Origin of the sequence: Chitinophaga sp. W2I13 (genome assembly GCF_050434005.1) — a bacterium.
Lineage (GTDB): Bacteria > Bacteroidota > Bacteroidia > Chitinophagales > Chitinophagaceae > Chitinophaga.
On sequence record NZ_JBNPWD010000001.1, the window covers coordinates 6311894 to 6335937 of the forward strand.

Annotated in this window: 21 protein-coding genes; 6 read left to right on the plus strand and 15 right to left on the minus strand. The window is 47.5% G+C overall.

Features of this window, described 5'->3' with window-relative positions; translation table 11 throughout:
* Positions 1-3: 3 nt before the first annotated feature.
* The 5 genes from QFZ48_RS25780 to QFZ48_RS25800 form a co-directional block, all read right to left on the minus strand.
* The gene (locus QFZ48_RS25780; protein WP_429064441.1) at positions 4-510 is read right to left on the minus strand and encodes a response regulator transcription factor; all 507 of its coding nucleotides are present in this window, start codon (positions 508-510) and stop codon (positions 4-6) included.
* On the minus strand, positions 488-640 hold the full coding sequence (locus tag QFZ48_RS25785) for a hypothetical protein (protein WP_429064443.1): 153 nt from the start codon (positions 638-640) through the stop codon (positions 488-490). The genes QFZ48_RS25780 and QFZ48_RS25785 overlap by 23 nt, the downstream gene beginning before the upstream one ends.
* On the minus strand, positions 630-2855 hold the full coding sequence (locus tag QFZ48_RS25790; protein ID WP_429048316.1) for a tetratricopeptide repeat-containing sensor histidine kinase: 2226 nt from the start codon (positions 2853-2855) through the stop codon (positions 630-632). Before QFZ48_RS25790 ends, QFZ48_RS25785 begins: the two co-directional genes overlap by 11 nt.
* Positions 2856-3020: 165 nt before the next feature.
* Complete coding sequence (locus tag QFZ48_RS25795; RefSeq protein WP_429048314.1) at positions 3021-3770, minus strand: LytR/AlgR family response regulator transcription factor; 750 nt, start codon at positions 3768-3770, stop codon at positions 3021-3023.
* Positions 3771-3782: 12 nt separating this feature from the next.
* Positions 3783-4898 carry a sensor histidine kinase gene (locus tag QFZ48_RS25800; protein WP_429064446.1) on the minus strand — a complete coding sequence of 372 codons (1116 nt, stop codon included), beginning with the start codon at positions 4896-4898 and terminating at the stop codon, positions 3783-3785.
* Between the two features lie 246 nt (positions 4899-5144).
* Here QFZ48_RS25800 and QFZ48_RS25805 point away from each other — a divergent pair, with 246 nt between their 5' ends.
* The 5 genes from QFZ48_RS25805 (at position 5145) to QFZ48_RS25825 (ending at position 11659) form a co-directional block, all read left to right on the plus strand.
* The gene (locus QFZ48_RS25805) at positions 5145-7367 is read left to right on the plus strand and encodes a TonB-dependent receptor domain-containing protein (RefSeq protein ID WP_429064448.1); all 2223 of its coding nucleotides are present in this window, start codon (positions 5145-5147) and stop codon (positions 7365-7367) included.
* 14 nt (positions 7368-7381) lie between these two features.
* Complete coding sequence (locus QFZ48_RS25810) at positions 7382-8203, plus strand: TlpA family protein disulfide reductase (protein ID WP_429064450.1); 822 nt, start codon at positions 7382-7384, stop codon at positions 8201-8203.
* 119 nt (positions 8204-8322) lie between these two features.
* Complete coding sequence (locus QFZ48_RS25815; RefSeq protein ID WP_429064451.1) at positions 8323-10029, plus strand: arylsulfatase; 1707 nt, start codon at positions 8323-8325, stop codon at positions 10027-10029.
* A 25-nt stretch (positions 10030-10054) separates the two neighbouring features.
* Positions 10055-10858, plus strand: coding sequence for a 3-keto-disaccharide hydrolase (locus QFZ48_RS25820; protein WP_429048308.1), 804 nt, complete (start codon positions 10055-10057; stop codon positions 10856-10858).
* Between the two features lie 117 nt (positions 10859-10975).
* A complete protein-coding gene (locus tag QFZ48_RS25825) occupies positions 10976-11659 on the plus strand; it encodes a GNAT family N-acetyltransferase (RefSeq protein WP_429064454.1) in 684 nt (227 codons plus the stop codon).
* A 65-nt stretch (positions 11660-11724) separates the two neighbouring features.
* On the opposite strand, the gene QFZ48_RS25830 is transcribed toward QFZ48_RS25825, so the two are convergent.
* From QFZ48_RS25830 to QFZ48_RS25840, 3 genes are all read right to left on the minus strand, one after another.
* Positions 11725-12684, minus strand: coding sequence for a hypothetical protein (locus tag QFZ48_RS25830; protein ID WP_429048304.1), 960 nt, complete (start codon positions 12682-12684; stop codon positions 11725-11727).
* 50 nt (positions 12685-12734) lie between these two features.
* On the minus strand, positions 12735-14003 hold the full coding sequence (locus tag QFZ48_RS25835; RefSeq protein ID WP_429064457.1) for a Na+/H+ antiporter: 1269 nt from the start codon (positions 14001-14003) through the stop codon (positions 12735-12737).
* Between the two features lie 65 nt (positions 14004-14068).
* A complete protein-coding gene (locus tag QFZ48_RS25840) occupies positions 14069-14392 on the minus strand; it encodes a hypothetical protein (protein ID WP_429064459.1) in 324 nt (107 codons plus the stop codon).
* 150 nt (positions 14393-14542) lie between these two features.
* On the opposite strand from QFZ48_RS25840, the gene QFZ48_RS25845 reads away from it, so the two are divergent.
* A complete protein-coding gene (locus QFZ48_RS25845) occupies positions 14543-15202 on the plus strand; it encodes a sigma-70 family RNA polymerase sigma factor (RefSeq protein ID WP_370910777.1) in 660 nt (219 codons plus the stop codon).
* Positions 15203-15207: 5 nt separating this feature from the next.
* On the opposite strand, the gene QFZ48_RS25850 is transcribed toward QFZ48_RS25845, so the two are convergent.
* From QFZ48_RS25850 to leuC, 7 genes are all read right to left on the minus strand, one after another.
* Positions 15208-15699: a MarR family winged helix-turn-helix transcriptional regulator gene (locus QFZ48_RS25850; protein WP_429048300.1), complete on the minus strand. Its 492-nt coding sequence runs from the start codon at positions 15697-15699 to the stop codon at positions 15208-15210.
* Between the two features lie 19 nt (positions 15700-15718).
* Positions 15719-18166 carry a TonB-dependent receptor domain-containing protein gene (locus QFZ48_RS25855; protein WP_429064461.1) on the minus strand — a complete coding sequence of 816 codons (2448 nt, stop codon included), beginning with the start codon at positions 18164-18166 and terminating at the stop codon, positions 15719-15721.
* Positions 18167-18337: 171 nt separating this feature from the next.
* A complete protein-coding gene (locus QFZ48_RS25860) occupies positions 18338-18907 on the minus strand; it encodes a dihydrofolate reductase family protein (RefSeq protein WP_429064463.1) in 570 nt (189 codons plus the stop codon).
* Between the two features lie 212 nt (positions 18908-19119).
* Positions 19120-20193, minus strand: coding sequence for a 3-isopropylmalate dehydrogenase (leuB, locus tag QFZ48_RS25865; RefSeq protein ID WP_429048296.1), 1074 nt, complete (start codon positions 20191-20193; stop codon positions 19120-19122).
* A gap of 18 nt (positions 20194-20211) precedes the next feature.
* Positions 20212-21735, minus strand: coding sequence for an alpha-isopropylmalate synthase regulatory domain-containing protein (locus tag QFZ48_RS25870; RefSeq protein WP_429048294.1), 1524 nt, complete (start codon positions 21733-21735; stop codon positions 20212-20214).
* An 18-nt stretch (positions 21736-21753) separates the two neighbouring features.
* On the minus strand, positions 21754-22350 hold the full coding sequence (gene leuD, locus QFZ48_RS25875; RefSeq protein ID WP_370910783.1) for a 3-isopropylmalate dehydratase small subunit: 597 nt from the start codon (positions 22348-22350) through the stop codon (positions 21754-21756).
* A gap of 42 nt (positions 22351-22392) precedes the next feature.
* Positions 22393-23796, minus strand: coding sequence for a 3-isopropylmalate dehydratase large subunit (leuC, locus tag QFZ48_RS25880; RefSeq protein ID WP_370910784.1), 1404 nt, complete (start codon positions 23794-23796; stop codon positions 22393-22395).
* Positions 23797-24044: the final 248 nt, after the last annotated feature.

Genomic DNA, 24044 nt, shown 5'->3' on the forward strand with positions numbered 1-24044 from the left:
CTCCTATAACAGCCCTTGTTGAGCAGCCATTTTAATCAGCGCGGCCACATTTCTTACCTGGAACTTCTGTATCAGGTTTTTCCGGTGCGTTTCTACGGTTAACGGGCTAAGATTAAGCTGCTGCGCAATGTCGGGGGTGGTTTTACCATCTGCTATCAGGTGCAGTATTTCCTTTTCCCGTTTAGTGAGCTGCGGAATACCTTTTAGTTCGCTGATGGAGGGGCGTGCCATAATTTCTTTGGCGCCTTTGCTGAAAGTGATCATTCCGCTGAGTGCTTCCTGGATACAGGCCACCAGTTCTTCGGAAGAAATATTTTTCAACAGGTACCCCGTAGCGCCGTTCTGGATCATCTGGAGGATCATGCTGCGTTCAGAATGATTGCTTAGTGCCAGTACGTGTGTGTCGGGCGACAGTGCCTTAATTTCCCGGCATAGCTCTATCCCGTTCGCATCCGGCAGCGTGATATCCAGCAGTAATACATCTACTTTATTTTCTTTCAGGAAAGACATAAAAGCCATTCCGGAAGTGAAAGCACCCGGTAATCTGTATGCTCTTCACATTCGTGAGCAACTTCTGCAGTCCCTCAAGTACAATCGGATGGTCGTCTACAATAGCGAGTGTAGCGGGATTAATCAACATGTAATTCAATATTTATGGTGGTGCCTTCGTTCGCGGCAGAGTCAATATCAATTTTTCCTTTCAGGAATCCCACCCGGTTACGGATGTTGCTTAAGCCAATGCCTTTCTCCTTACCCGCCGCCTGCGTGTCAAAACCTTTGCCATTATCTTCCTGGGTAATAAAAAAGATATGGTCGTTCTGGCTGCATTGCAGTATGATATTGGTCGCCTGCGCATGGCGGATAGCATTGGACAACAGCTCCTGTACAATGCGGTAGATGTGGATCTGTACTTCTTCCCGGAGGGTATCTTCAATTCCCAGGTCCTGGAAGTCAATACGGGTAGCGTCATTCATGAGTGATTCGCAGAGATCTTTGAGCGCTGTCTTCAAACCAAATTTCAGCAGGTTAACGGGCATCATATTATGTGCGATGCGCCGGAGTTCTGTAACAGAATGATCCAGCTGAAGCGTGATCTTTTCCAGTTCGGCCCGTTGGTCCTGCGAGTAGGTATCTTCAATTTGTGCAGAGAGGTTTATCTTGGCGCCGGCAAGCATGCCGCCCAGGCCGTCATGCAGGTCCCTGGCAAGCCGGCGGCGTTCCTGCTCTTCGCCCTGTAACACGGCCTGGCTGAACTGTAATTGTTGTTGTTGTTCTATTTCGTGCAGGTGTTGCCGGTAGCTTAGCTCTTTTTGCGCCGCCAGTTTCTGCTTGCTGCGGTAAACGAAAACGGCAAACAGCAATACCACCAGTAAAATGACAATAGCGGCGCCCAGCAATGAGTTTACCAGCCGGGCATTTTTGGTATGCAGCGCATCCTGGATGCTTTTGGCTTTCAGCGCATCTATTTCTTTCTGCTTCTCTGCGTTCCGGAATTTTATTTCCAGGGCATGCACATCGTTGGTAAGCTGTGCTTTGGTAAGACTGTCGCTAAGCTCACTGTAACGCTTCATCCATGTATAGGCGGGCGCCATCTGCCGGAGGTTTTCGCAGGTAAGTGCCATCCCGTAAAACAACTGGAGGCGGTTAGTTACCAGCTTCATTGTTTCATTCTGCTGCATCAGCAGCGTGGCCATTTCTTTCGCTTTTACAAAGTTATTATCATTGAAATAAGCGTAAAACTGCTGCATTTGTAACCGTTGCTCTTCATAACGCAAACCTTTCTTCCGGGCCAGTTGTATTCCTTTGTCCAGGCTGGCAAGCGCCTCTTTGAATTTCCCTTCAAGGGTATAATACATCCCTTCGGCGGCATAATGATCCAACAGGTATTCAGATTCCGGGAAAGGCGCCAACAGCTTCCAGGCGCTGTCCAGCGCAGGCTTTGCTTTGGCATTCTGGGCCGACAGCGAATAATTTTCTGCGATGGTATGATAGGCAGTTACCAGTTCATGCGTAGGGGAGTGCGCGTTTTTGAAAGTTTCTATCGCCTTCAGGCAGTAGGTTTCTGCTTTGTCGAACTGTCCCGCATTTTTAAAAACGATTCCCACCGCCAGGTAATCTTTCCCCACTACCGTTTGATCGCCGGCCTGTTGTGCCAGCGGAATCGCCTTATTTAGCAAAACATCTGCAAATGCTTTGTAATCGTCTTTCCGTTGGGCAATAGCGCCATAGTCGTACCAGGCTTTAGACCGGAAAGAATAGGCTTCGGAAGTGTTAAACCTGCTGAGTAAGGTATCTGCTTTCAGGAAGGCGGACTGGCTTCTGTCAGGCGCGGATTTCTTCAGCATATTCGCTTCATAGTAATAGTAAAGCGCCTGCAGGAAGGAATTCTTTCCACTGTATTGCTTTCCTTTTTCCAGGTGTTGTGATGACTTCAGCGAATCGTTGACAGCCCAGTATTCCGACAGGGAATAGTGTGCCCGGGCACGGATACTGTCGGATGTAGTCCGTTGCAATACATTTTCCAGGCTGTCTGTAAGCGCCTTTTCATTCAGCGGAGGCGCCTGTCCACTGCACCAGGAAGTTGCTGTAACCAGGAAAATCAGGAAAGATAGTCTTCTCATAAAGCCAAAATATAAAACAATTGGGTATACATGATCGTTGCCGGCAAAAATACCTGAAAACAGGTATAAATAAATCATAGTATGCCGGTATTGTGCAAACTCCGCGTCCATGTTATATTTGGGGTATACCTGGAAACGTTTTTGATCATCATATTGAAAAAAGGAATACCAGCAGTTTTGTTTCTTAAAAGCCGCCATTCTTTTTTTCAGGGTTACCCCGTTTTTGCGAGGCACCTGTTAAAGGAACCTGACTGAAAAAGGATACGAAATGATGCCGGCCGGTATCTACCGCCAGGCAGGACTACATTTACATAATCAGATTTACTTTGAGTTAGCAGCCTTTGGATCGCAAGGATTCAGAGGCTTTTTTTAGGGCGCCAAAAATACAATGTTTTGACCTTACGGCAAGGGTGGCCGCGAAACTTTATCCCATAACCTGTTCATGACCACCTGTTGGATCACTGCCTCGCGGTAATTGCGGCTGATAGGGATCTGGTGCGATTGTATACAAATTTCATTCCCCTGGATACTGTCTATTTTATTTACTGCTACAATATAAGATTTATGCACCCGGATAAATGCCTGGGCGGGTAATTGCTGCTCCAGGTTTTTGAGATATAACAGGGTCATATATTTTCCCTTGCGGGTGTAGATGCTTACATAGTTCTGCATGCCTTCCACAAAAAGAATATCTTCCACCTGGACCTTTTCATACCGGCTGCCACATTTAATAAAAAAGTGATCCGCACCGGCTTCCACGGGCGTGGAGTTGTTTTTGGCGGGCGGGTTTACCAACTGGTGATAGTCCCTCGCTTTGGTGGCCGATCTGAAGAACCGGTCGAACGTAATGGGCTTCAATAAATAGTCCAGCACATTTAACTGGAAACCTTCCAGCGCATATTCGGGGAACGCTGTGGTGATAATCACCATCGGCGGATTTTGTACCATCTTCAGAAAATCCAGCCCGCTGAGTTTAGGCATTTGTATATCCAGGAAGATAAGATCGGCTGGTTGCCGCTTTAACAGGTTTACCAACTCCACAGGATTTTCACAGATGCCGGTCAGCGTGAGGAAATCTATTTCCTTTACATAACTGGCGATGCCTTCCCTGGCCAGTGGTTCGTCGTCTGTAATCACGCAGTTGATCATAATAAAGGCATTTTAGGTAGATAGTAATTGTGGTACCGTGAGTTCGGCCAGTTCCAGCTGCAGCCGTATTTCAAAGCTGCCGGTTTCGCGGAGTATGTCCAGTTCATATTGACCGGGATATACCAGGTCCAGCCGCCGCTGCACATTTTTTAAACCGATACCGCCATAATCAATAATGGGTGCGCTGTATTCGTCTGCCGCACAGCTGTTGGAAACAGTGAATGCCAGCTGCGGTCCGTCGAGATACAGCTGTATCCTGATCCAGTTAGGCCCGTCGGCGTGTTTGGATACATGCTTGAACGCATTTTCCACAAAGGTCATGAGTATAAACGGGGCGATGCTCAGGTGTGATACCGGCTGCCGGTGATACGTAAAGGATACTTCCACATTATTGTTAAGCCGCAGTTTTTCCAGTTCGATAGAATTTTCCAGGTAGCCGATCTCTTTGCTGAGGGCAATCTGTTTATCGTTGCATTCATATAGCTGGTACCTCAGCAACTCTGAAAACTTCGCCAGGGAAGCAGAGGCCACATCCGGGTTTTTATGGATCAGGAAGAAGATGGAGTTAATAGTATTAAAAAGAAAATGAGGATTAAACTGGTTCTTCAGGAAGTTAAGTTCTGTTTCCAGTTTTTCTGTTTCCAGCAGTTGCTGTCTCCTTTTGGTTTGCAGCCAGCTTTTGGTCAACTTTATGCTCATGGCCAATGTCATGCTGGCAAGGGTAGACGGCAGGGCGTTACCAAAGAAGTGGAGGAAACAATAATCCCCCGGCCCGAAAAGGACTTCAAAGCTTTTTCCGGATACTGCAGAGCAAAGATAATACCCGCCAACAATAGCGCAGGCAGTTGCCGCGATGGTAAGCACCAGCAACGTAATATAGGCGGTATACCTGCCCTTTTCCAGGTATTTTGGAATCAGGTAATAGAGATTGAAATATACCGCGGCGGCCTGGAATATCACATAAAACGCAAACTTGATATAGAAAGGGAATAAGATAATGGAGTTGGCAGCTTTCACAGGATTCCCTATTGCCACTACCCACCACAGGTAATGGTAAAGACACCAGAAGGGGACGTGGTAAAGTTTATATTTCAGCAGCCAGTTCCGGCTTGTATTAGTGTTCAGCATATAAAAAATTACCTGTTACTAAAGATAACCACATTTTGCTGATTCTCTCCCGGTACTATGTCAATGGCAGCAAATAAATGATGACCCGCATACCGCAGCTGCTGAACGGCCGTATTCCCGGCTTTTCAGGGATTTAGCCGGGAAACGATGCCTTTTGTGCAGGTGGTCAATTTCCTGCCGCCCGTGGTCATTCGGGTTTTTCCGGTGTTGCGGATACGCATTTATTTGCAGCAGAAGTGATCTCTTATGAACTATGTACTCCTTACCTTATTACTGTTGTCCCCGGCCCTGGATACCCGGGCACAGGCATCCGGGAAATCCGCCACGCCGGACAGCCTGCCGGCGCTGAAACAGCTGAAAGAAGTGATGGTGCAGGCAAACAAGCCCCTGTTGCAGCAGCAGGCGTATGGCACAGTGGTGAATGTACAAAGCAGTGTGCTTACAAAAGGGAGCTCGGTCCTGGAAGTACTGGAACGCTCACCGGGCGTAAATATCGACCGGAGAACCAACGGAATTGCACTCAATGGCAAAAGTGGGGTGATGGTGATGCTGAACGGCAAGTTGCTGCGCATGTCTGCCGATCAGCTGATGATCTACCTGCAGGGCATGACCGCCGCCGACGTGGAAAAAATTGAACTGCTCAATACACCACCTGCAAAGTACGATGCTGCCGGCAATGCAGGGATGATCAATATTGTCATCAGGAAAAACAGGAACCAGGGAAATTTCTCCCTTACCGGCGGATATGGCTATGGAGAGAAGGCCGCCGCCAGCCTTAATTTCGGACGCACGCTCCGCCATACGACCTTGTACGGAAGTTATTCCTTCTCGCACGACAAATCCTATTACGACTGGTTTGCCCGCGCAACAGATGATATGCAATTGCTGGGAGGCCCCAGCTCCTCCGATTTCCTCAGCGTGACGAAGTCCGTGGGGAATAGTCATAATATCATACTGGGAGCAGATGTGAACCTGACCCCGCGTACTATCATCGGCGGCAGCATCAATGGCAACATCAGCCGGGTTACAGATCATACGTTGAACCACGGGGAATACCTGGTGAATAAAACCACCGCCTATAACATGGATGCGGATATCAGGGTTAACAACAACTGGGATAACCTGGGCGCATCTGTGTATGCAGAAAGAAAAATGCGCGAAGGAGAGCAGCTGAACATCGACCTGGATTACTTGTATTATAAAAACAACCGGCCCTCTGCCGGTATCAGCGCTTTCGTGGATAGCGCCGGCCATACACCGGGTACCAACGATACTCTTTTTGCCCCGGTGCAACGAACCTTTTCTGTGTCCTCGATGCAGATCGGCGTATTGAAAATGGATTACAGCAGGCAGCTATCTCCCAAAATAAAAATTGAAACAGGGGTGAAAGGAACCTATACAAAAAACAACAGCAACTCCAGGATAGAAAGCTTCCTGGATGACGCCTGGGTAAGCAGTACCGCCGCTATCAATAATATCATTATGAAAGAAGTCATAGGGGCCGCCTATGGCTCACTGGAAGCGCAACTGCATCCGGCGCTACGGCTGGCAGCCGGTTTGAGATACGAATATGTACAAACACAAATGGATGATCCGGAAAATAAGCAACAGATCACCAAACGAACCTCCGGTAAGTTCTTTCCGGGCATTTTCCTGACATGGAAAAAAAAGGAAGCGGAATGGCAACTGTCCTATACAAAAAGGATCAGCCGTCCTGCTTACAACGACCTGGCTTCATTTGTCATTTACTCGGGACCCACTTCGGTGGAAACCGGCAACCCTATGCTGAAGCCAACGATCACCAACAATGTAAAGGTTGGTTATAACTATCACGGCTACTCGTTTTCCCTGCTTTACAGCAGGGATGATGCCCCCATAGCCCGCTACCAGCTTACACCCAATCCCGCAGGGGAAGTGATATGGGTATCTCCGCAAAACCTGTTGTTCCAGGATAATGTTTCCTTTCAGGCGCTGCTGCCCTGGAAGGTGAACGACTGGTGGAATATGAACTTCGGATTTACAGGTGGATGGCGGCAATTTAAACTGGACTATACCGCCACACCAGTAGAGAAACAATATTTCGGCTTTAACACTAACTTCTCTACAGCCTTTACATTACCTGCCCGTTTCTACCTCGAAATCTCCGGCTGGTATAACAGTGCGTCGTACGATGGCTCCAAAAAGGTGGATCCGTTCGGTGCGCTGAATGCCGGTCTTAAAAAAGAACTGAATAAAAACGGGGGAAGTCTCCAGCTAACGGTAACGGATATACTACGCACGGTGCACATCAGCAGTTATTTCGGGACGCTGGCGGAAGAGGCGTTTAACCTGAAAAGTAAAGTTACCTTCCAGCCGGAATCAGGCAAAATGCAGATCATAAAGCTGACATGGGCAAAAACTTTCGGGAACCAGCTGCAGCGGAAGCAGCGCAGCGGGGCGGCAGAAGAGAGTAACAGGGTAAGGAAATAATTTGTATCTTATGTATGCCTGTAAATGGATACCATATGCTGCCTGCCCGTATACTGACGCTTATTATTATTCTTTTCTGCGCCTGCTCACAGCCGGCGGATAAATCAACCGGACCTGAACCCGGGGAGCCCGCGATAGCGCCCGACGCCATTCTTCGTGATTACGCCTCCCTTTATTACTACAAAACAGGTGAGATGATGCTCACGGTGAAGTATACAGCATTGGATACCGCATCGCATGAAATCAGCCGGGAAGCATTCCTGGAGGCATTTGCGAGCGGCAACTATCTTCCGCTGAAGCTCGTTACGGCAGATTCATCACTGAAGTATAAACTCTACCCGCTGCCGGATTCAACACCCGCCGGTGTCAGAAGTGCACTGCAGTACTACGGGAAAACTTATTATGGATACTATAAGAGAGAAGGAAAACCTTTTCCTTTTATTTCTTTGGAAGATATTAACGGCCAGGCATACACGAAGGAGTCAACCAGTGGCAAGATACTTGTCGTGAAATGCTGGTTTATTCATTGCGTGGCCTGCGTGAAAGAAATGCCCCGGTTAAACCAGCTGGTGCAGCAATACCGTAACCGGGACGATGTGCTTTTTTTAAGCCTGGCTTTCGACGACCGGGAGCAACTGCGCAGCTTTATGAAAAAAACAATATTTGACTATGCCGTGATCCCTGTGCCGGAGCGTTATATCAGCGACAGCCTCCAGGTAAATCTTTATCCCACGCATTTGATCGTGGATAAAAAAGGCGTTATCCGGAACATTACCTCCGAAGCCGGTGAGTTGGCTGCTGCCCTGGAAGAAATAACCGGTCCAGGGAAAAATTAACCGGTTGCCAAAAATAATTCATCCCAATCATCCGGTTTATTTACTTTTCTGTCCGTTTTATTTTATTTTAACGGGAATCCGGTATAGCCGCAGCAATAGTAATAAAACGGTGAGAACCCATGAATGTAAAACCAAAGTCAGTTTATATTATTCCATTCCTGTTGAGCAGTCTGCTGCTCACAGGGTTTAAAAAAAGTAAACAGCCGCTGAGGAAAGACGCGCGGCCCAATATCATCGTCATCCTCGCGGATGACATGGGTTTTTCCGATGCCGGCTGCTATGGTGGTGAAATCCATACACCCAATCTCGATTTCCTCGCTGCTAACGGTATCCGGTATACGCAGTTTTATAATACTTCCCGTTGCTGCCCTACCCGCGCTTCGCTGCTCACCGGTTTATATAACCAGCAGGCTGGCATCGGTAAGATGACCGAGGCAGAGGATGAGCCCGGGTACCAGGGGCATATTTCCACTAACGCAGTAACTCTGGCGGAAGTACTGAAAACAGCCGGCTACCAGACCGCCATGTCAGGCAAGTGGCATGTATCTAATACAGTCGGACAGAAAACCCCGGCTGAACAAATGGCCTGGCTTAATCACCATCAAACATTCGGCGACTTTTCCCCCATAGCGCAGTATCCCACCAGCAGGGGCTTTGATAAGTTCTTCGGCACCATCTGGGGAGTAGTGAATTTCTTTGATCCCTTCAGCCTGGTAAGCGGAACAACACCCATCACAGCAGTGCCTGATCACTATTATCACACTGATGCTATCAACGATACGGCTGTGGCTTATATCAAAGGCTACGCGGAAACAGAAAAGCCTTTCTTTCTGTATGTGGCCCACAATGCGCCACACTGGCCACTGATGGCATTGCCAGAAGATATTGCAAAGTATAAAGACACCTACAAGGCAGGCTGGGAAGCTATCCGCACCGCCCGCTATAACAAAATGGTGAAAATGGGACTGGTTGATCCGGCCACTACGCCGTTGCCTAAACGTTGGAATCAGGATCAGACCTGGGCGCAAAACCCTGATACCGCCTGGGATGCCATGGCCATGGCAGTGCATGCCGCCATGATCGACCGGATGGACCAGGGCATTGGTCGCATTATGGAAGCGCTGAAAGCAACAGGGCAGTTGGACAACACCCTCATCCTGTTCCTGTCTGATAATGGCGCCAGCCCGGAAAATTGCGCCAACTACGGCCCTGGCTTCGACCGCCCCGATGAAACCCGCGATGGCCGCAAGATCATTTATGCCACCAAAAAACAGGCAATGCCGGGCCCGCAAACCACGTATGCTTCCATCGGGCAAACATGGGCCAACGTAGCCAATACACCTTATCAATACTGGAAAGCAGAATCATATGAAGGCGGCATCCACACACCATTGATCGCTTATTGGCCCAAAGGAATTACCACTAACAAAGGAGGCTTCAGTGATCATGCGGGACATGTAATGGACTTTATGTCTACGTTTACCGCACTCGCCCATGCACAATATCCACAAGTATACCATGGTCATAAGATTCCGGCCACTACGGGTATGAGCCTGTTGCCATCTTTCAAAAATAAAAAAACAACCGGGCACGATCAGCTGTTCAATGAACACTTCGGTGCACGGTATGCACGCTCGGGCAACTGGAAACTGGTGTCGCTCAGCAATGATACCACCTGGCAATTATTTAATCTCGCTGCCGATAAAACGGAAACAAATAACCTGGCGGCACAGTATCCCGAAAAGGTACAACAGCTGCAAACCCTTTGGTACCAATGGGCCCAAACACACCAGGTATTTCCAAAACCAGGCAGCAGAAAACAATAAAATGAAAAAATCTTTAATTATCTATATGAGCAAAGTCCGTATCTCGCGTAAACTATTGATGATAGCGCTGCTGGCAGGCAGTGTTTCCTGTAATGAAGTAAAACAATCCGAAAAAAAACAGGAATGGGTGTCCTTGTTTAATGGTAAGGATATCAACGACTGGATCGTGAAAATCCATCACCACGAACCAGGAGAGAACTTTGGAAATACTTTCCGGGTAGAAGACAGCATCATCAAGATACGCTATGATCAGTACGGCGACTTTAACGACCAGTTCGGGCATCTTTATTATAAGCAACCCTTCTCACATTATCATCTCAAATTTGAATACCGGTTTGTAGGAAAATGGTATCCGTCCGCACCGGAATATACATTGCTGAACAGCGGCGTAATGTTTCACTCCCAGGACCCGCGCACCATGCCTAAGGAGCAGGACTGGCCCATCTCCGTGGAAATGCAGCTGCTAGCTGGTTTAGGTGATGGTAAGCCACGCCCAACCGGTAACATGTGCTCGCCGGGCACCAATGTGGTTTACAAAGGAAAACTGGATGAAACGCATTGTATCGAATCCACCTCCAAAACTTATGAAGGAGAGCAATGGGTGAGGGGCGAACTGATTGTACTGGGCGATTCCCTGATCACGCATATCATCAACGGCGATACCGTATTGCAATATTCCAAACCACAGATTGGCGGTGGTGTAGTAAAGAACTACGACTCCACCATTAAAATAGATGGCAGGCTCCTCTCTAAAGGCTTTATTGCCCTGCAAAGCGAAGGACAACCCGTTGATTTCAGAAGAATAGAAATATTAAACCTGGAACACTAACAGGCATAAAAAGAAAAGCGGTTTCCTGCAAAGGAAACCGCTTTTTTATGGGATGAACTTCCTGAAAAAAATATTCTTCCCCGGTTATTTTTTCTGATAAATGTATAATTTCGATGCATGAAGGAAGCCATCTTAGACAACCCCGCCTGGGGCGCGTTAACCACTGCGCATGCGCACTTTGCACAAGGAACAGACCAGGCGAAAAGATACCAGCGGGAAATTGCACCCTTTGTTGCCGCCAGGCAAACGGATAACGACAGCATTGCTGCACTTGATACTTTGATCGACGCCGGGGAAACATTTTATATCATCGGTGAATTGCCCGTATTACCGCGTAACTGGACCGTAGAAAATGAACTGCCCTGCGCCCAGATGATACTAACTACTATGCCTGCACCCTTGTCTGAAAAGGACGCGGCTATGGTGTGCCTGCTGGGACCAGAAGACGCCGGCGACATGTATGAACTGATCAACAGCATTCAACCCGGATTTTTCAATCACGGTACACGCCTGATGGGCAACTACTATGGCATCCGGCACAATGGCCAGCTCATCGCTATGGCCGGCGAACGCATGCAGCTCACGGGATTCACAGAATTGAGCGCCATTTGCACACATCCGGATCACACGGGTCGCGGATATGCGCAAAAGCTGATTACACAGTTATGTTACCAGCACGCCGCCGCGGGCATCACCTCCTTTTTACATGTAACCCGCACCAATGAACGGGCCGTCCGTTTATATGAGCACATGGGATTTGAGCAAAGAAGGGACCTTAGTTTCTACCGGGTGAAGAAGTAAGGGGAAATCAACTCACCTTCTCCATCCGCATCGAACTGCCTTACTATGTTTATTTTTTTAGCTTGCTAATTTCCATACACCGCCTGTGTAATAAAATAAATATTCAGCAGCACATATACCAGCAGCACACCTATCGATAAACCGATATCCAGCCGGCGGCTCTGCTTGAACTTACCTGCTTTAATAAGCTGCAACGACCATGCAGAAGACGTGATCACCACAAAAATAAAGAACAGGGTAATGCCATGGAGGGTATCTACCAGCGTAAAAGTAGTAGAGTCGGGGAGGGAGGAATCAATAATATATTTGTTACCAATGGCGGCAAACAGCGATCCAACACCAAGTCCAAACCGCGAATCAATATTGTCGGGGTGAATATAAAAACAGATATAAGCAATCAGGAAAGAAACGTACATGCCGAGAAACATCTTCCAGAACAACTGGGTAGCATCCCTGTTGATACCTATTCTCACCGTAAAATTACTGTATTCTGTATGCGGCTTGCCGATATTTTCGTCGCCAAACGCGGTTTCATAGGCTTTTATACCGGTATTGGTCCGGAAGCTGTCGATCACCCAGCCTCTCAGCGTAAAGCGGGGGTCAAAATGTTTGCCCAGCGAGTCCACCGAAAACACAAGTGATTTGGCATCAAACTGTGAGTTCTCAATGGAAAACCGCAAACGCTGCCGGTCGAAAGGAAAGTTGTTGATCCTCCAGGAATCCTTCATCACGCATTGCAGCTTCATCAGCAAATAAATCCGGCCATTGGAAGAGTCGATAGTGGAGTAGGATTTGGTAAAGGTTTTTGCCTGCGGGATTTCCAGGTTCTGTATAAAATCGAATTGCTTGTTTTTATAGGTAAGCCACAACCAGAGGTTGACAGTAAACTCACTTTGTTTGAAGTCGATGTCATGAATGCTGGTAATGTATATTCCTGTTTTAACCGTATCTGGCGGCTCCTGCCGGGCAATAGCAGGAAGGAACAATAAAATAAGGCAGTTGAAAAGCAACAGTGATTTTTTCATCCACGCATCCTTTAGTAGTAAGATAGTATATTTCCGGCTGTTGTGATAAGTTAATGCGGCGTTTTTTTATCTGCCGGGGAGAGTTTTACGGCTTTCACAATCCACGGTAAAGAGATGCCCTGCCCGATAAGGGTAAACAACACCACTACCACAGAAATAAAAATGATGGCATTCCGCTCCGGAAAGGGGACTTCATCTTTCAGTGTCATCGGTAGCCCAATGGCAATGGCCAGTGATACAATACCGCGCATACCGGACCAGCTGATGATCAGGCTGTTCTTGAAATCCAGCAACGCGTTTTCAGTGATCCTGCCTTTGCCTTTTTTGAAAGCCTGGTCTAAATTGATCTGTTGCAGGAATACCCTGCCCATGCGCAACAACAAAGCCGCCAGGGTGATGATAAACCCATAGCCGATATACGGGAGGATCTGGTGACTGGGAATACTTTTAATAATGTAAGGAAACTGCAGCCCGATGATAATAAAGATAAGCCCGTTCAGCAGGAAGATGATAATATCCCAGATGGACCTGGACTGTTGCTTTAATTTCTCCGGGAAAACTTTCCCGCTGATCCGTGCAATCATCAGCCCAAGCACTACTACTGCAATCACGCCGGAAACATGCAGCTCTTCTGCCATCAGGTAGGTAACAAATGGCATCAGCAGCATAAAGCTGATGGTCACCAGGTCGTTTTGATGCACCCTTTTCAGGATCATCGCCAATATCCTGCCTACTACTATACCCGCCAGCACGCCACCTGCCATCAGCATAACAAATTCCAGGGAGGCCTTCCAGAAAACAAAGGCAGTACCGGTGGCCGCCGCAATGGCAAAATGATAAGTTACCAGTGCCGAAGCATCGTTGATCAGGCTTTCCCCTTCAAGAATGGTCACCGTTTTATGTGAAAGTCCCAGTCCTTTGGTAATGCTCATGGCTGCCACCGCATCTGTGGCCGACAGGATAGCACCCAGCACAAAAGCCAGCGGCCAGCTCATCCCGGGAATAAGATAATGCGCAATCACCGCTACAGCCCCCGCTGTCAGAAACACCAACCCTATCGCCAATGTACCAATGGTGTTGAAGTTGGTTTTAAATTCCTGTGGGGAGATGTTAAACGCAGCGTCATACAGCAATGGCGGGAGAAATATCAGGAACACGATATCCGGGTTCAGCGTGATATTGGGCAGGGCCGGAATAAATCCGATGCCTATTCCCGCGGAGATCAGCAGCACAGGGTAAGGTAACTTTATCTTGTCTGCCACCGCAGACAGCATAATCATGATGGCCAGTATAAAAATGACGATGCTGTAATTCTCCATAGCATTTGTTTGTGTGCAAATGTATAGTTTTAATGAGATTAGCAGCATCCGTCACCGGCATCCTCTCAGGATGCTTTACTGATTTGTTGTTCCCGCCATTTAATAAACATAATATGATAGGCAAATTCGAGGTAGAGATGATCGTCCAGCATTTCCAGGAGCAGCATTTTCCGTTTGGCGTTGTCCATTACGGTTTGCTGGATATAATCATATTGCGCCAGTTGCTCCTGCAGCGCAATTTCCATTGAGCTCACCAATGCCTGGAAAGCCTCCATGGGAGTACCGGTAATGAGTTTTCCCTTCGCTGTTTTCTTCAGCTCCTGGATCTTCTGATGGGTTAGCTCCGGCATTTTTATGCCAGGCAGATGAAAAATGTTATCTGGTTTCATAGCAGCTGCTTCACAAGTTAGGTTATGTCAAAAATCAGGGGCCGTTAATCGGCCCTCCTTTAATTAGAGTATAAAAAATTCAAATGGTTACAAAATCCCATAAAAGTTTTTTGTAACTTCTCAGTCGATTTATCATCTAATAAAAGAAGAATGACCACACTGCCGAAAACCGACACCGAAATTGACTACGAATTAATCACTAAAGTACTGGCCGGTGAAGAGCGCCTCTATGAGCAACTGATGCGCCGCCACAATGCCCGCCTGTTCCGGATAGGCATGACCATGCTGGATAATGATATGGATGTGGAAGACATGATGCAAACCACCTATATCAATGCTTATCAGAATCTGGATAAGTTTAGGATGGAATCCGCCTTCGGGACCTGGCTGACCAGGATCATGATTAATGAGTGCAGTCAGTTGCTGAAAAAGAAAAACCGGTTGGGCAGTGAGGATCTATCTGTTTTAGATGATCATCACCCGGCAAATAGTGCCGGGGTAAAAGAATCGCCCGTGGCAAAAGTTATTGATAAAGAATTGGGAAGGGTAATGGAACTTGCCCTGCTCGAAATCCCTGAGAAATACCGCCTGGTATTTGTAATGCGGGAAGTAGAAGGCTTAAACGTGGCAGCCACCGCAGCTGCATTGAATATCTCCGCGGTAAACGTAAAGGTCCGGTATATCAGGGCCCGGCTCATGCTGCGTGGGAAGATTTCCGATTACTATAAAAACGACCTGGTGTTTCCATTCCATCTTATCCGCTGTGACAGAGTGGTCAACCATGTATTGGATAAACTCGGTATCAAATAACCGGTTCACCTGGCAGATTGCTCTACCAGGCTCACTTTAATACGCTTATACATACTTCTTTCATCCAGCGATTTCTCCAGTTCAGACAAGAGCTGCAAAAGGTCTGCGCTGGCCTCGGCCAGCCATTTCCGGTTTTCTTCTTTGATCACCTGCAAAACAGGACCGATCTTTTTATGCATTTGCTTACCGGCAAGCGTCAGGGAAATTAGTCTCCTCCTTGCGTCTTTGGAGTCAGGCGCCGTTTTAATAAGGCCATGCGTATGCATCTGCTCCGTAAACTGTACTACAGCAGCATGGCTCAGTTGCAGCGAAGAAGAGATCTCTGTAACCGCCATTACTTTTTCACGGCTCAGTAGTTCCAGGATCAGGTACCATTTTGCTTCAAAGTCCAGATCCGATTCTTTGTATATCTGGCTCACGTCCTGCGACAGGCGCTCTGCCAGCCGTTTTAAACGGGTGGCCAGGGCCAGTTCTTCCAGTTCGGTAACTAAGTTCATGCAATAAATGTATAAATTTTTATCCTGCCCTGCGCTTTTCGTCTTCAGCGCCGCCGGTCTTCCTTTTGATGCCACCGGCTCCAGTTCCACCAAATTTATAATTGAAGGTCACTGTCGCTACCCGTGTATCCCTTTTCTGCTTAAACGTTTCGCCATAACCCGTAAGCCGGGTCACTGCATTCGTTTGGTTGGTAAAGAAAATATCGCCGACATTCAGTTTTACAGATGCCTTCCGGTTCCATAACTGCCGCTGTGCGCCGGCATTAACAAACCAGAAGCCCCTGATATCAAGAAAGCCGTAATACGCCCGGCTTTCATAACTGCCGGTCACTTCAATGGTAGTCAACGCGTTTACGGTAATGGTATTCACCGAATTGAAATTGAAAGATACCCTGCTCACATTGAGATCGGTATTCACGAGGTTGCCGCTGTAGTGCCCGTAATACACCAGCGCTGTGTTGGTGCTGCTAAGCCATTTCCGGATATTTACCGGGAAGCCAAAGCTGAGATTGTAATAATCATACTTAGCCAGGTTCCTGCCGGTTTGGATGACTGCTCCCGGCGCTTCATCCGGCGATAGTACAATAAGGATGTTATCACGGGTACGGCTATACCCTAACTTAGTGGTGTACTGTTGCCGGAAGGTATGCGTAAGCTCAAACGAGTTGGTGATCTCCGGCAGCAGGAATGGATTTCCCGCAGAAGAGGTCAGCGGGTCCAGAAATACTTTAAATGGATTCAGCTGCCGGTAGGAGGGCCGGTCTATTCTGCGGCTCACGGAAAAACCGAGGTCGTGTTTTGCATTGAATTCATAGCCTGCATAGCCGCTGGGGAACAACTGTGTATAGTTCCGGTTAAACTTTTCAGCATTGGTTACCTGGAATCCGTCGGCCAGCGTATTTTCTACCCGGAGGCCCAGCTGCACGCTTAAACGTTTCCATTTCCGGGAAGCGTTTACATAGGCCGCATTGATGTTTTCTTTGTAAATAAAACGGTTACTTTTTCCTTTGTCTAAAACATTGCCGCCGTTACTCCTGTCGAAAAACTGCACATCATTATCTGATTTCACCCAGCTGCTTTTAATACCCGCGTCCAGTTTGGCGCCTATCAGCTTCAGGGGTTGCGTGTAATCCACTTTCACCGACCGGATACTAAGTTCGCCGTTTAAATCACCAAAGAGTGCATAAGGTGTTTTGGTTTCCGCTTGGTACAGATCATAATAACGGGTATTATAATTTTGTTCTTCGGAAGAATTGAAACGGGCATAGTCCAGGTCGGCGGTAAGTTCCCGCCCGCCGGTATCCAGGGTGTGTTTGTAATTCAGGTTGAGGCTCCCGTTCTTTCTGCCGGGATAGTTATCACCCAGCGTAATAAAGGAACCTGTATTTGCCTGGTGCGCATCAACAGATTGCGCCACACTGTTGATCGTAATGTTGCTGGCATTAAACATCCCATTGGCGGCAAAACCTACGACCACATTCTTATTAATGTTGTAATCAGCTCCTACACGCACATTATGGTTATTGTTCCGGTATTTAAAAAAGTTCTGGTAATTGTTACCACCGGTATAGGCGTTGTTTTCATCATAAAACTGCCGGTAAATGGTAAGGTCATTCATATCTTGCCGGTAATTATAATTATAAGAACCGAAAATATTGAGATGTTGTTGTTTGCTGTTGAAGTTGAGAGATGGATTTACTTTGGGGTACCTGCCCTGGCTCAGGCTGAGAGACGCGTTCCCGTTAGTGCCGGATTTCTTTCCTTTCTTCAGCCGGATATCTATAATACCGGCGTTGCCGGCGGCATCATACCTGGCGGAAGGATTGGTGATAAGGTCGATCGTTTCAATCTGGCTGGCCGACATATTCCGCAGCATATTGGCCAGGTCCTGCCCCGACATGGGCACCTGTTTGCCGTCGATCATCACGAGCACGCCCTGCCTGCCACGCATGGCAATGTTATCGTTCTGATCAATGGTAATACCCGGTGCTTTTTCCAGTACTTCCAGTGCTGTGCTTCCGGCAGCGGAAATGGAACCCTCCACGTTCAATACTGTTTTATCGTATTGCTGCTGGATAAAAGGCTTTACCGCTGTAACCGACGCTTCTTTTAATGCGGTTGTCTTTACCTGCAACGTGATAGTACCTGTCGCCGTATTTTTTTCATGCCGGAACGGAGCAGATTCATATCTCCCGAAAACCATACTCTGCGTGGCAATCACATAACTGCCGGCAGGGATCTGCTCAAACGTAAATCTGCCGGTGCTGTCGGCGTATTCAATCTTTACCATCTTCTTATCCGTGGCGTTCAGCAGTTGTATCACCACCTCTTTCAGCAACGCAGGATCATCCGCACGAAGAACGCCGCTGATATTAAAACCAGGAGATTTTACCTGCGGAAAGCAGGGATTTATGTAAGTAGTAACGGAAATTATAAAGGCAATAAAAAAGACTGTTTTCTTTTTCATCTAAAGGGGTTTATTTACTGCTAATGTAGATATTAAGCAGTATTTAAGCACTACAAAAGGAAACCTATTACATGAAATATAGGTATGTACTTACGGGATGTTTTAGGAGATGATGAGTGGTAAATAAAAAACGGCCGGCAGTATCTGCCGGCCGCTCACATTCAGGAAGATTTATTTTTTTTCATAGTGCAAACACACCACGCCTGAATCCGGGAAGGAGGTACTTGCCAGTAATTTCAGCCCTACCCGTTCCCTGATATTTTTAAACAGTGGAATGCCTTCGCCTATCAATACGGGGTTTACAAACAGCCAGAATTCATCTACCAGCTGGTGTTGCATCAGCGACTGCGTGGCGCCGGGGCTGCCAAACATGATGATTTCCTTGCCGGGCAGCTGTTTTAATGCACTTATTTTACCGGCGATGTCATCACTGATCACCGTGGTTTTGTCTTTCTTTAATCCCTTCAGCGTATTGGACAGCACAATTTTATCTACGTTGTTATACCACTGGGAATGTTCAATGTCATGCTTGCTTGGATTAGGATGGTCGGCGGCAGTGGGCCAGTAGCCGTCCATCAATTCGTAGGTAACCCTGCCATACAAGGCAGTATCTGCCTCGTTGGTACGTTGTGCGGCGAAATCAAATATTTCATCGCCAACACTGATCCAGTCCATTTCTCCGGCAGGTCCGGCAACAAAACCATCCAGGGAAACATGCATGAAGGAAACTATTCTTCTCATAATGATATGTTTTTAAGTACATCACAAACATACCGCGGAAATCGAATACGGATGTGGTGCAATTCTGACATTTATGGGGGAGATTCCGTCAGGGCATTTGCGGATCAAGTCCACCTCAAAGGTGTACATGAAGCGTACATGAAGCCTGTTTAAGGCATAAAACAACAAAGCCTCCCGGAGGGAGGCATTTGTTTATAGATTGTCAGTATTGCCTAAAGTAATTTCAGCACCTCTTCTCCCATAGCATTGGTATTCAGTATTTTATCGGCTGGCGTTTGCTTGTCGGCAATATCCCTGGTGCGGAAGCCGGCTTTCAATACACCGTCAACAGCGTTGATCACGGCTTCTGACTCGGCCTTCATACCAAAGGAGATATCCAGTAACAACGCGGCGGATAAGATAGAGGCCAGCGGATTAGCGATGCCTTTACCGGTAATATCATGCGCGGAGCCATGAATGGGTTCGTACACGCCGGTACCATCGCCAATAGAGGCGGAGGCCAGCATCCCCATTGATCCGGCTATCTGCGAAGCTTCATCGGTAAGGATATCGCCAAACAGGTTGGCAGTTACCACCACATCGAAACGGCGCGGGTCCTTGATCAGCAACATAGCAGTGGCATCTACAAACTGGTGCTCCACTTCCACGTCAGGATATTCCAGGGCTACCTTCTGCACTACTTCCCGCCAGAGACGTGAAGTTTCAATTACGTTGGCCTTATCTACGGAGCAGAGTTTTTTTCTCCTGGTTCTCGCCGCGTCAAAAGCTTTGCGGGCAATGCGTTCTACTTCGTAGCGACTGTATTCCGCTATGTCGTAGGCAGTATCGCCGTTATTCTTTCTGCCTTTTTCACCAAAGTAAATATCGCCGGTCAGCTCACGGAAGAAGAGGATATCTGCGCCTTTTAATATTTCAGGTTTAATGCTGGATGCGCCCAGTAATTCATCAAATAATTTGATAGGACGGAGGTTGGCATACAGGCCCAGCTCTTTGCGCATCTTCAGCAGGCCCTGTTCAGGTCTTACTTTGGCAGAAGGGTCGTTATCATATTTAGGGTGACCCACCGCGCCAAACAGCACGGCGTCTGATTTACGCATCTTTTCCAGCGACTCGTCCGGCAACGGGTTACCGGTAGCTTCAATGGCTACGTGGCCTATCAGCGCTTCGTCGTAAGTAAAGGTGTGACCGAATTTTTCAGCAATCCTGTCCAATACTTTTTTACCTACTGCAGTTACTTCCTGTCCGATTCCATCACCCGGAACTATTAAAATATGTTTGGTAGCCATTCAGTTGTTATTGATAGTTTAGATTAGGTTCAGCATTTTTTGCGTGGCCTTAATGGCAGATACGGTCTGGTCGCTGTCCAGTCCCCGGGTCTTAAACTCTTTGTTGTTCAGCCTCCAGGTAATGATCGTTTCGCACAACGCATCGCTTTTACCGCCGGGAGGAATACGCACTGCGTAATCCGTCAGGGTAGGAAGCTCGCGCTTCAGCTTTTTGTATACCTTCTTCAGTGCATTCATAAAGGCGTCGTACTGGCCATCCCCCTGTGAATGTTCCTCGAATACTTCCCCATCAATGGAGATCTTCACGGTAACAGAAGGGTTCAGGTTTTTGGAGTGGGTAAGCACATAGTTTTCTACGGTCACCTTTTCCTCGATCCGGTTGCTGTCCAGCACATCAGAAATGATATAAGGCAGATCCGCCTGCGTGAGCACTTCTTTCCGGTCGCCCAGTTCAATGATCCGCTGCGTTACTTTCTTCAGATCAGGATCCGACAGTTTAATGCCCAGCTGTTGCAGGTTGTTTTCAATATTGGCTTTACCGCTGGTTTTGCCCAGTGCATATTTGCGGGTACGGCCAAATCGTTCCGGCATCAGGTCACTGAAGTACAGTTTATTCTTTTTGTCGCCGTCGGCATGGATACCGGCTGTTTGGGTAAATACATTTTCCCCAACAATCGGCTTATTCACCGGGATGCGGAACCCGGAAAAGGTTTCCACCAGTTTGCTCACGGTATACAACGAGGTTTCTGCCACGGCGGTTTTTACCTCCGGCAAAAAATCGTTCAATACGGCGATGGCGCTGGCCAGCGAAGCGTTACCGGCCCGTTCGCCCATACCGTTGATGGTAAGGTGAATGCCGTGCGCGCCTGCTTTTACGCCTTCCAGTACGTTGGCGGTACCAAGATCGTAATCGTTATGCGCATGAAAATCAAAATGACTTTTCGGGTAGCATTGCACGATGTCGGAAACAAATGCTTTCACTTCATCGGGCGTGAGCACACCGAGCGTATCCGGCAGCATGATCCTTTTTACAGGCACATTTTGCAGGAAGTCGAGGTACTGGAACACATACTCCCTGGAATGGCGCATACCATTGCTCCAGTCTTCCAGGTACACATTGCATTCCAGTCCTTTTTTATTAGCCAGTGCAACAACAGCGGCTACTTCTGCAAAATGTTCAGCAGGCTTTTTCTTTAACTGGTGGGTTAAATGATTGAGCGAGCCTTTAGTGAGCAGGTTCATTACTTTGGCGCCGGCTTTCAGCATCCATTCTACGGAAACGTCGCCATCCACAAATGTGAGTACTTCCACTTTATCCAGAAAGCCGTTCGCTTTGGCCCATTTGGTAATTGCCTTTACCGCAGTAAATTCACCCTCTGAAACACGGGCGGAGGCAATTTCAATCCTGTCCACTTTTACTTCTGTCAGTAAAAGCTGTGCAATGGTTAATTTTTCTGATGGCGAAAAAGATACTCCGCTGGTTTGTTCACCATCACGGAGGGTGGTGTCCATTATTTCAACGTGGCGCTGGGTCACTGGCATAATACTTATGGAATGTTTTTAGTACAGGCTCTTGCCGGCGAATGTGGTGATTTCGTCTTTCATGGCCTGCAGGTAGTCAATATCATCATAGCCATTCATCATGTTGTGCTTCTTATAGCTGTTGATGGCAAAGGACTCGCTTTCCCCGGTAGCCGGGATGGTGATGGTTTGCGCGTCCAGGTTGATTTCCAATTCCGCTTTGGGATCGGATTCTATCGCTGTGAATATTTTGTCGAGGAATTCAGGACTTACCTGTACGGGTAAGATGCCGATATTTAAAGAGTTGTTTTTGAAGATGTCGGCAAAGAAGCTGGACACTACACAACGGAACCCATAGTCGTAGATGGCCCACGCCGCATGTTCACGGCTGCTGCCGCTCCCAAAGTTTTTACCCGCTACCAGTATTTTACCGGAATAGATAGGGTTGTTTAAAACGAAGTCTTTTTTGGGTGTGCCGTCTGTTTCATAGCGCCAGTCGCGGAACAGGTTGTCGCCAAAGCCGGTGCGCTCTGTCGCTTTGAGGAATCGTGCAGGAATGATCTGGTCAGTGTCCACATTTTCGATGGGCATGGGTACTGCTGTACTCCTTAATATCGTGAATTTATCGTAAGCCATTTTTTGTTGATCGTTTATAAAATTTTGTAAGAAGGGCAATGATTAAGCAATCAGTTCTCTCGGATCGGTTACCACACCTGTTACAGCAGCAGCGGCGGCTACCAGCGGACTGGCCAGCATGGTCCTGGAACCTGGTCCCTGTCTGCCTTCAAAGTTCCTGTTGCTGGTGCTCACGGCGTATTTGCCGGCGGGCACTTTATCATCGTTCATCGCCAGGCAGGCAGAGCATCCGGGCTGACGCAGCTGGAAACCGGCTTCTGTCAGGATATCCAGGATACCTTCTTCTTTGATCTGCTGTTCTACGATGTGCGATCCCGGAACGATCCAGGCAGTTACATGGTCTGCTTTCTTTCTTCCTTTTACAATAGAAGCAAATGCACGGAAGTCTTCAATACGACCGTTGGTGCAGCTGCCAATAAATACATAATCTACTTTTTTACCCAGCATGGCTTCTTCCTCGTGGAAGCCCATGTACTGCAATGATTTTTCGTAGCTGGTTTTGCTGTCGCCGGCCAGCGCAGAAGGAATATGTTTGGTAATGCCCATGCCCATACCTGGATTGGTACCGTAGGTGATCATCGGCTCAATATCCGCTGCGTCAAAAGTATACTCCTTGTCAAACGTGGCGCCTTCGTCGGTACGCAGCGTTTTCCAGTAAGCCAGCGCAGTGTCCCATGCGGCTCCTTTTGGCGCTTTCTCACGTCCATTGATGTAATTGTAGGTGGTTTCGTCCGGGGCAATAATGCCACCGCGCGCACCCATCTCAATACTCATATTACAAACGGTCATACGACCTTCCATGCTCATGTTTTCAAAAACATCACCGGCATATTCCACAAAGTAGCCCGTAGCACCGGCTGCCGTGAGTTTGGATATAATGTAGAGGGTTACGTCTTTCGGCGTAATACCTTTCCCCAGTTTACCCGTTACGTTGATGCGCATTTTCTTTGGCTTCGGCTGCATAATGCACTGGGAGGTGAGTACCATCTCTACTTCAGAAGTACCTATACCAAATGCAATAGCTCCAAAAGCGCCATGGGTGGAGGTGTGGGAGTCTCCACATACAATGGTCATACCCGGCAGGGTAATACCATTTTCCGGACCTACCACATGCACAATACCATTTTTTGGATTGCCTAATCCCCAGTGGGAAATGCCATACTTGTTGGAATTGGTTTCCAGGGCTTTCAACTGGTTGGCGGAAAGCGGATCCTGCACCGGTAAATGCTGGTTAATCGTTGGCGTATTGTGATCAGCTGTGGCAAAGGTCTTTTCAGGAAACATTACCTTTAAACCCCTGTTTTCCATTCCAAGAAAAGCCACAGGGCTGGTTACTTCATGAATAAAGTGGCGGTCGATAAAAAATACATCCGGACCATCTTCAATTTTCCTCACAACATGTGAATCCCATACTTTGTCAAATAAGGTAGCGGGTTTATTGCTCATTTTTTAAAATTTTAAAAGTAGCTACTTGATTGTTCAAATTTATTCATAAAATCTATTTTATTTCAATATTTTTTCTAACAATAAGCAGGAAAAGAGGGCGAAACAGCAGGTAGGACGGGCGTTTGAGCCTGTTTTACAATGTATTGGGTTGATAGTCAGTTATTTGTAATTTTTTGAGGTGGGACTTGGAAACCACCTTATTTTGGGTAAATGCGTACGATTAGTAATATGTGAAGGAGATATATACT

Bases quoted from the DNA above. Each gene is read 5' to 3' on its own strand.
- QFZ48_RS25780 (WP_429064441.1), bottom strand. From the start codon at position 510: ATGTCTTTCCTGAAAGAAAATAAAGTAGATGTATTACTGCTGGATATC.
- QFZ48_RS25785 (WP_429064443.1), bottom strand. From the start codon at position 640: ATGTTGATTAATCCCGCTACACTCGCTATTGTAGACGACCATCCGATT.
- QFZ48_RS25795 (WP_429048314.1), bottom strand. From the start codon at position 3,770: ATGATCAACTGCGTGATTACAGACGACGAACCACTGGCCAGGGAAGGC.
- QFZ48_RS25800 (WP_429064446.1), bottom strand. From the start codon at position 4,898: ATGCTGAACACTAATACAAGCCGGAACTGGCTGCTGAAATATAAACTT.
- QFZ48_RS25805 (WP_429064448.1), top strand. From the start codon at position 5,145: ATGAACTATGTACTCCTTACCTTATTACTGTTGTCCCCGGCCCTGGAT.
- QFZ48_RS25810 (WP_429064450.1), top strand. From the start codon at position 7,382: ATGCCTGTAAATGGATACCATATGCTGCCTGCCCGTATACTGACGCTT.
- QFZ48_RS25815 (WP_429064451.1), top strand. From the start codon at position 8,323: ATGAATGTAAAACCAAAGTCAGTTTATATTATTCCATTCCTGTTGAGC.
- QFZ48_RS25820 (WP_429048308.1), top strand. From the start codon at position 10,055: ATGAGCAAAGTCCGTATCTCGCGTAAACTATTGATGATAGCGCTGCTG.
- QFZ48_RS25825 (WP_429064454.1), top strand. From the start codon at position 10,976: ATGAAGGAAGCCATCTTAGACAACCCCGCCTGGGGCGCGTTAACCACT.
- QFZ48_RS25830 (WP_429048304.1), bottom strand. From the start codon at position 12,684: ATGAAAAAATCACTGTTGCTTTTCAACTGCCTTATTTTATTGTTCCTT.
- QFZ48_RS25835 (WP_429064457.1), bottom strand. From the start codon at position 14,003: ATGGAGAATTACAGCATCGTCATTTTTATACTGGCCATCATGATTATG.
- QFZ48_RS25840 (WP_429064459.1), bottom strand. From the start codon at position 14,392: ATGAAACCAGATAACATTTTTCATCTGCCTGGCATAAAAATGCCGGAG.
- QFZ48_RS25845 (WP_370910777.1), top strand. From the start codon at position 14,543: ATGACCACACTGCCGAAAACCGACACCGAAATTGACTACGAATTAATC.
- QFZ48_RS25850 (WP_429048300.1), bottom strand. From the start codon at position 15,699: ATGAACTTAGTTACCGAACTGGAAGAACTGGCCCTGGCCACCCGTTTA.
- QFZ48_RS25855 (WP_429064461.1), bottom strand. From the start codon at position 18,166: ATGAAAAAGAAAACAGTCTTTTTTATTGCCTTTATAATTTCCGTTACT.
- QFZ48_RS25860 (WP_429064463.1), bottom strand. From the start codon at position 18,907: ATGAGAAGAATAGTTTCCTTCATGCATGTTTCCCTGGATGGTTTTGTT.
- leuB (WP_429048296.1), bottom strand. From the start codon at position 20,193: ATGGCTACCAAACATATTTTAATAGTTCCGGGTGATGGAATCGGACAG.
- QFZ48_RS25870 (WP_429048294.1), bottom strand. From the start codon at position 21,735: ATGCCAGTGACCCAGCGCCACGTTGAAATAATGGACACCACCCTCCGT.
- leuD (WP_370910783.1), bottom strand. From the start codon at position 22,350: ATGGCTTACGATAAATTCACGATATTAAGGAGTACAGCAGTACCCATG.
- leuC (WP_370910784.1), bottom strand. From the start codon at position 23,796: ATGAGCAATAAACCCGCTACCTTATTTGACAAAGTATGGGATTCACAT.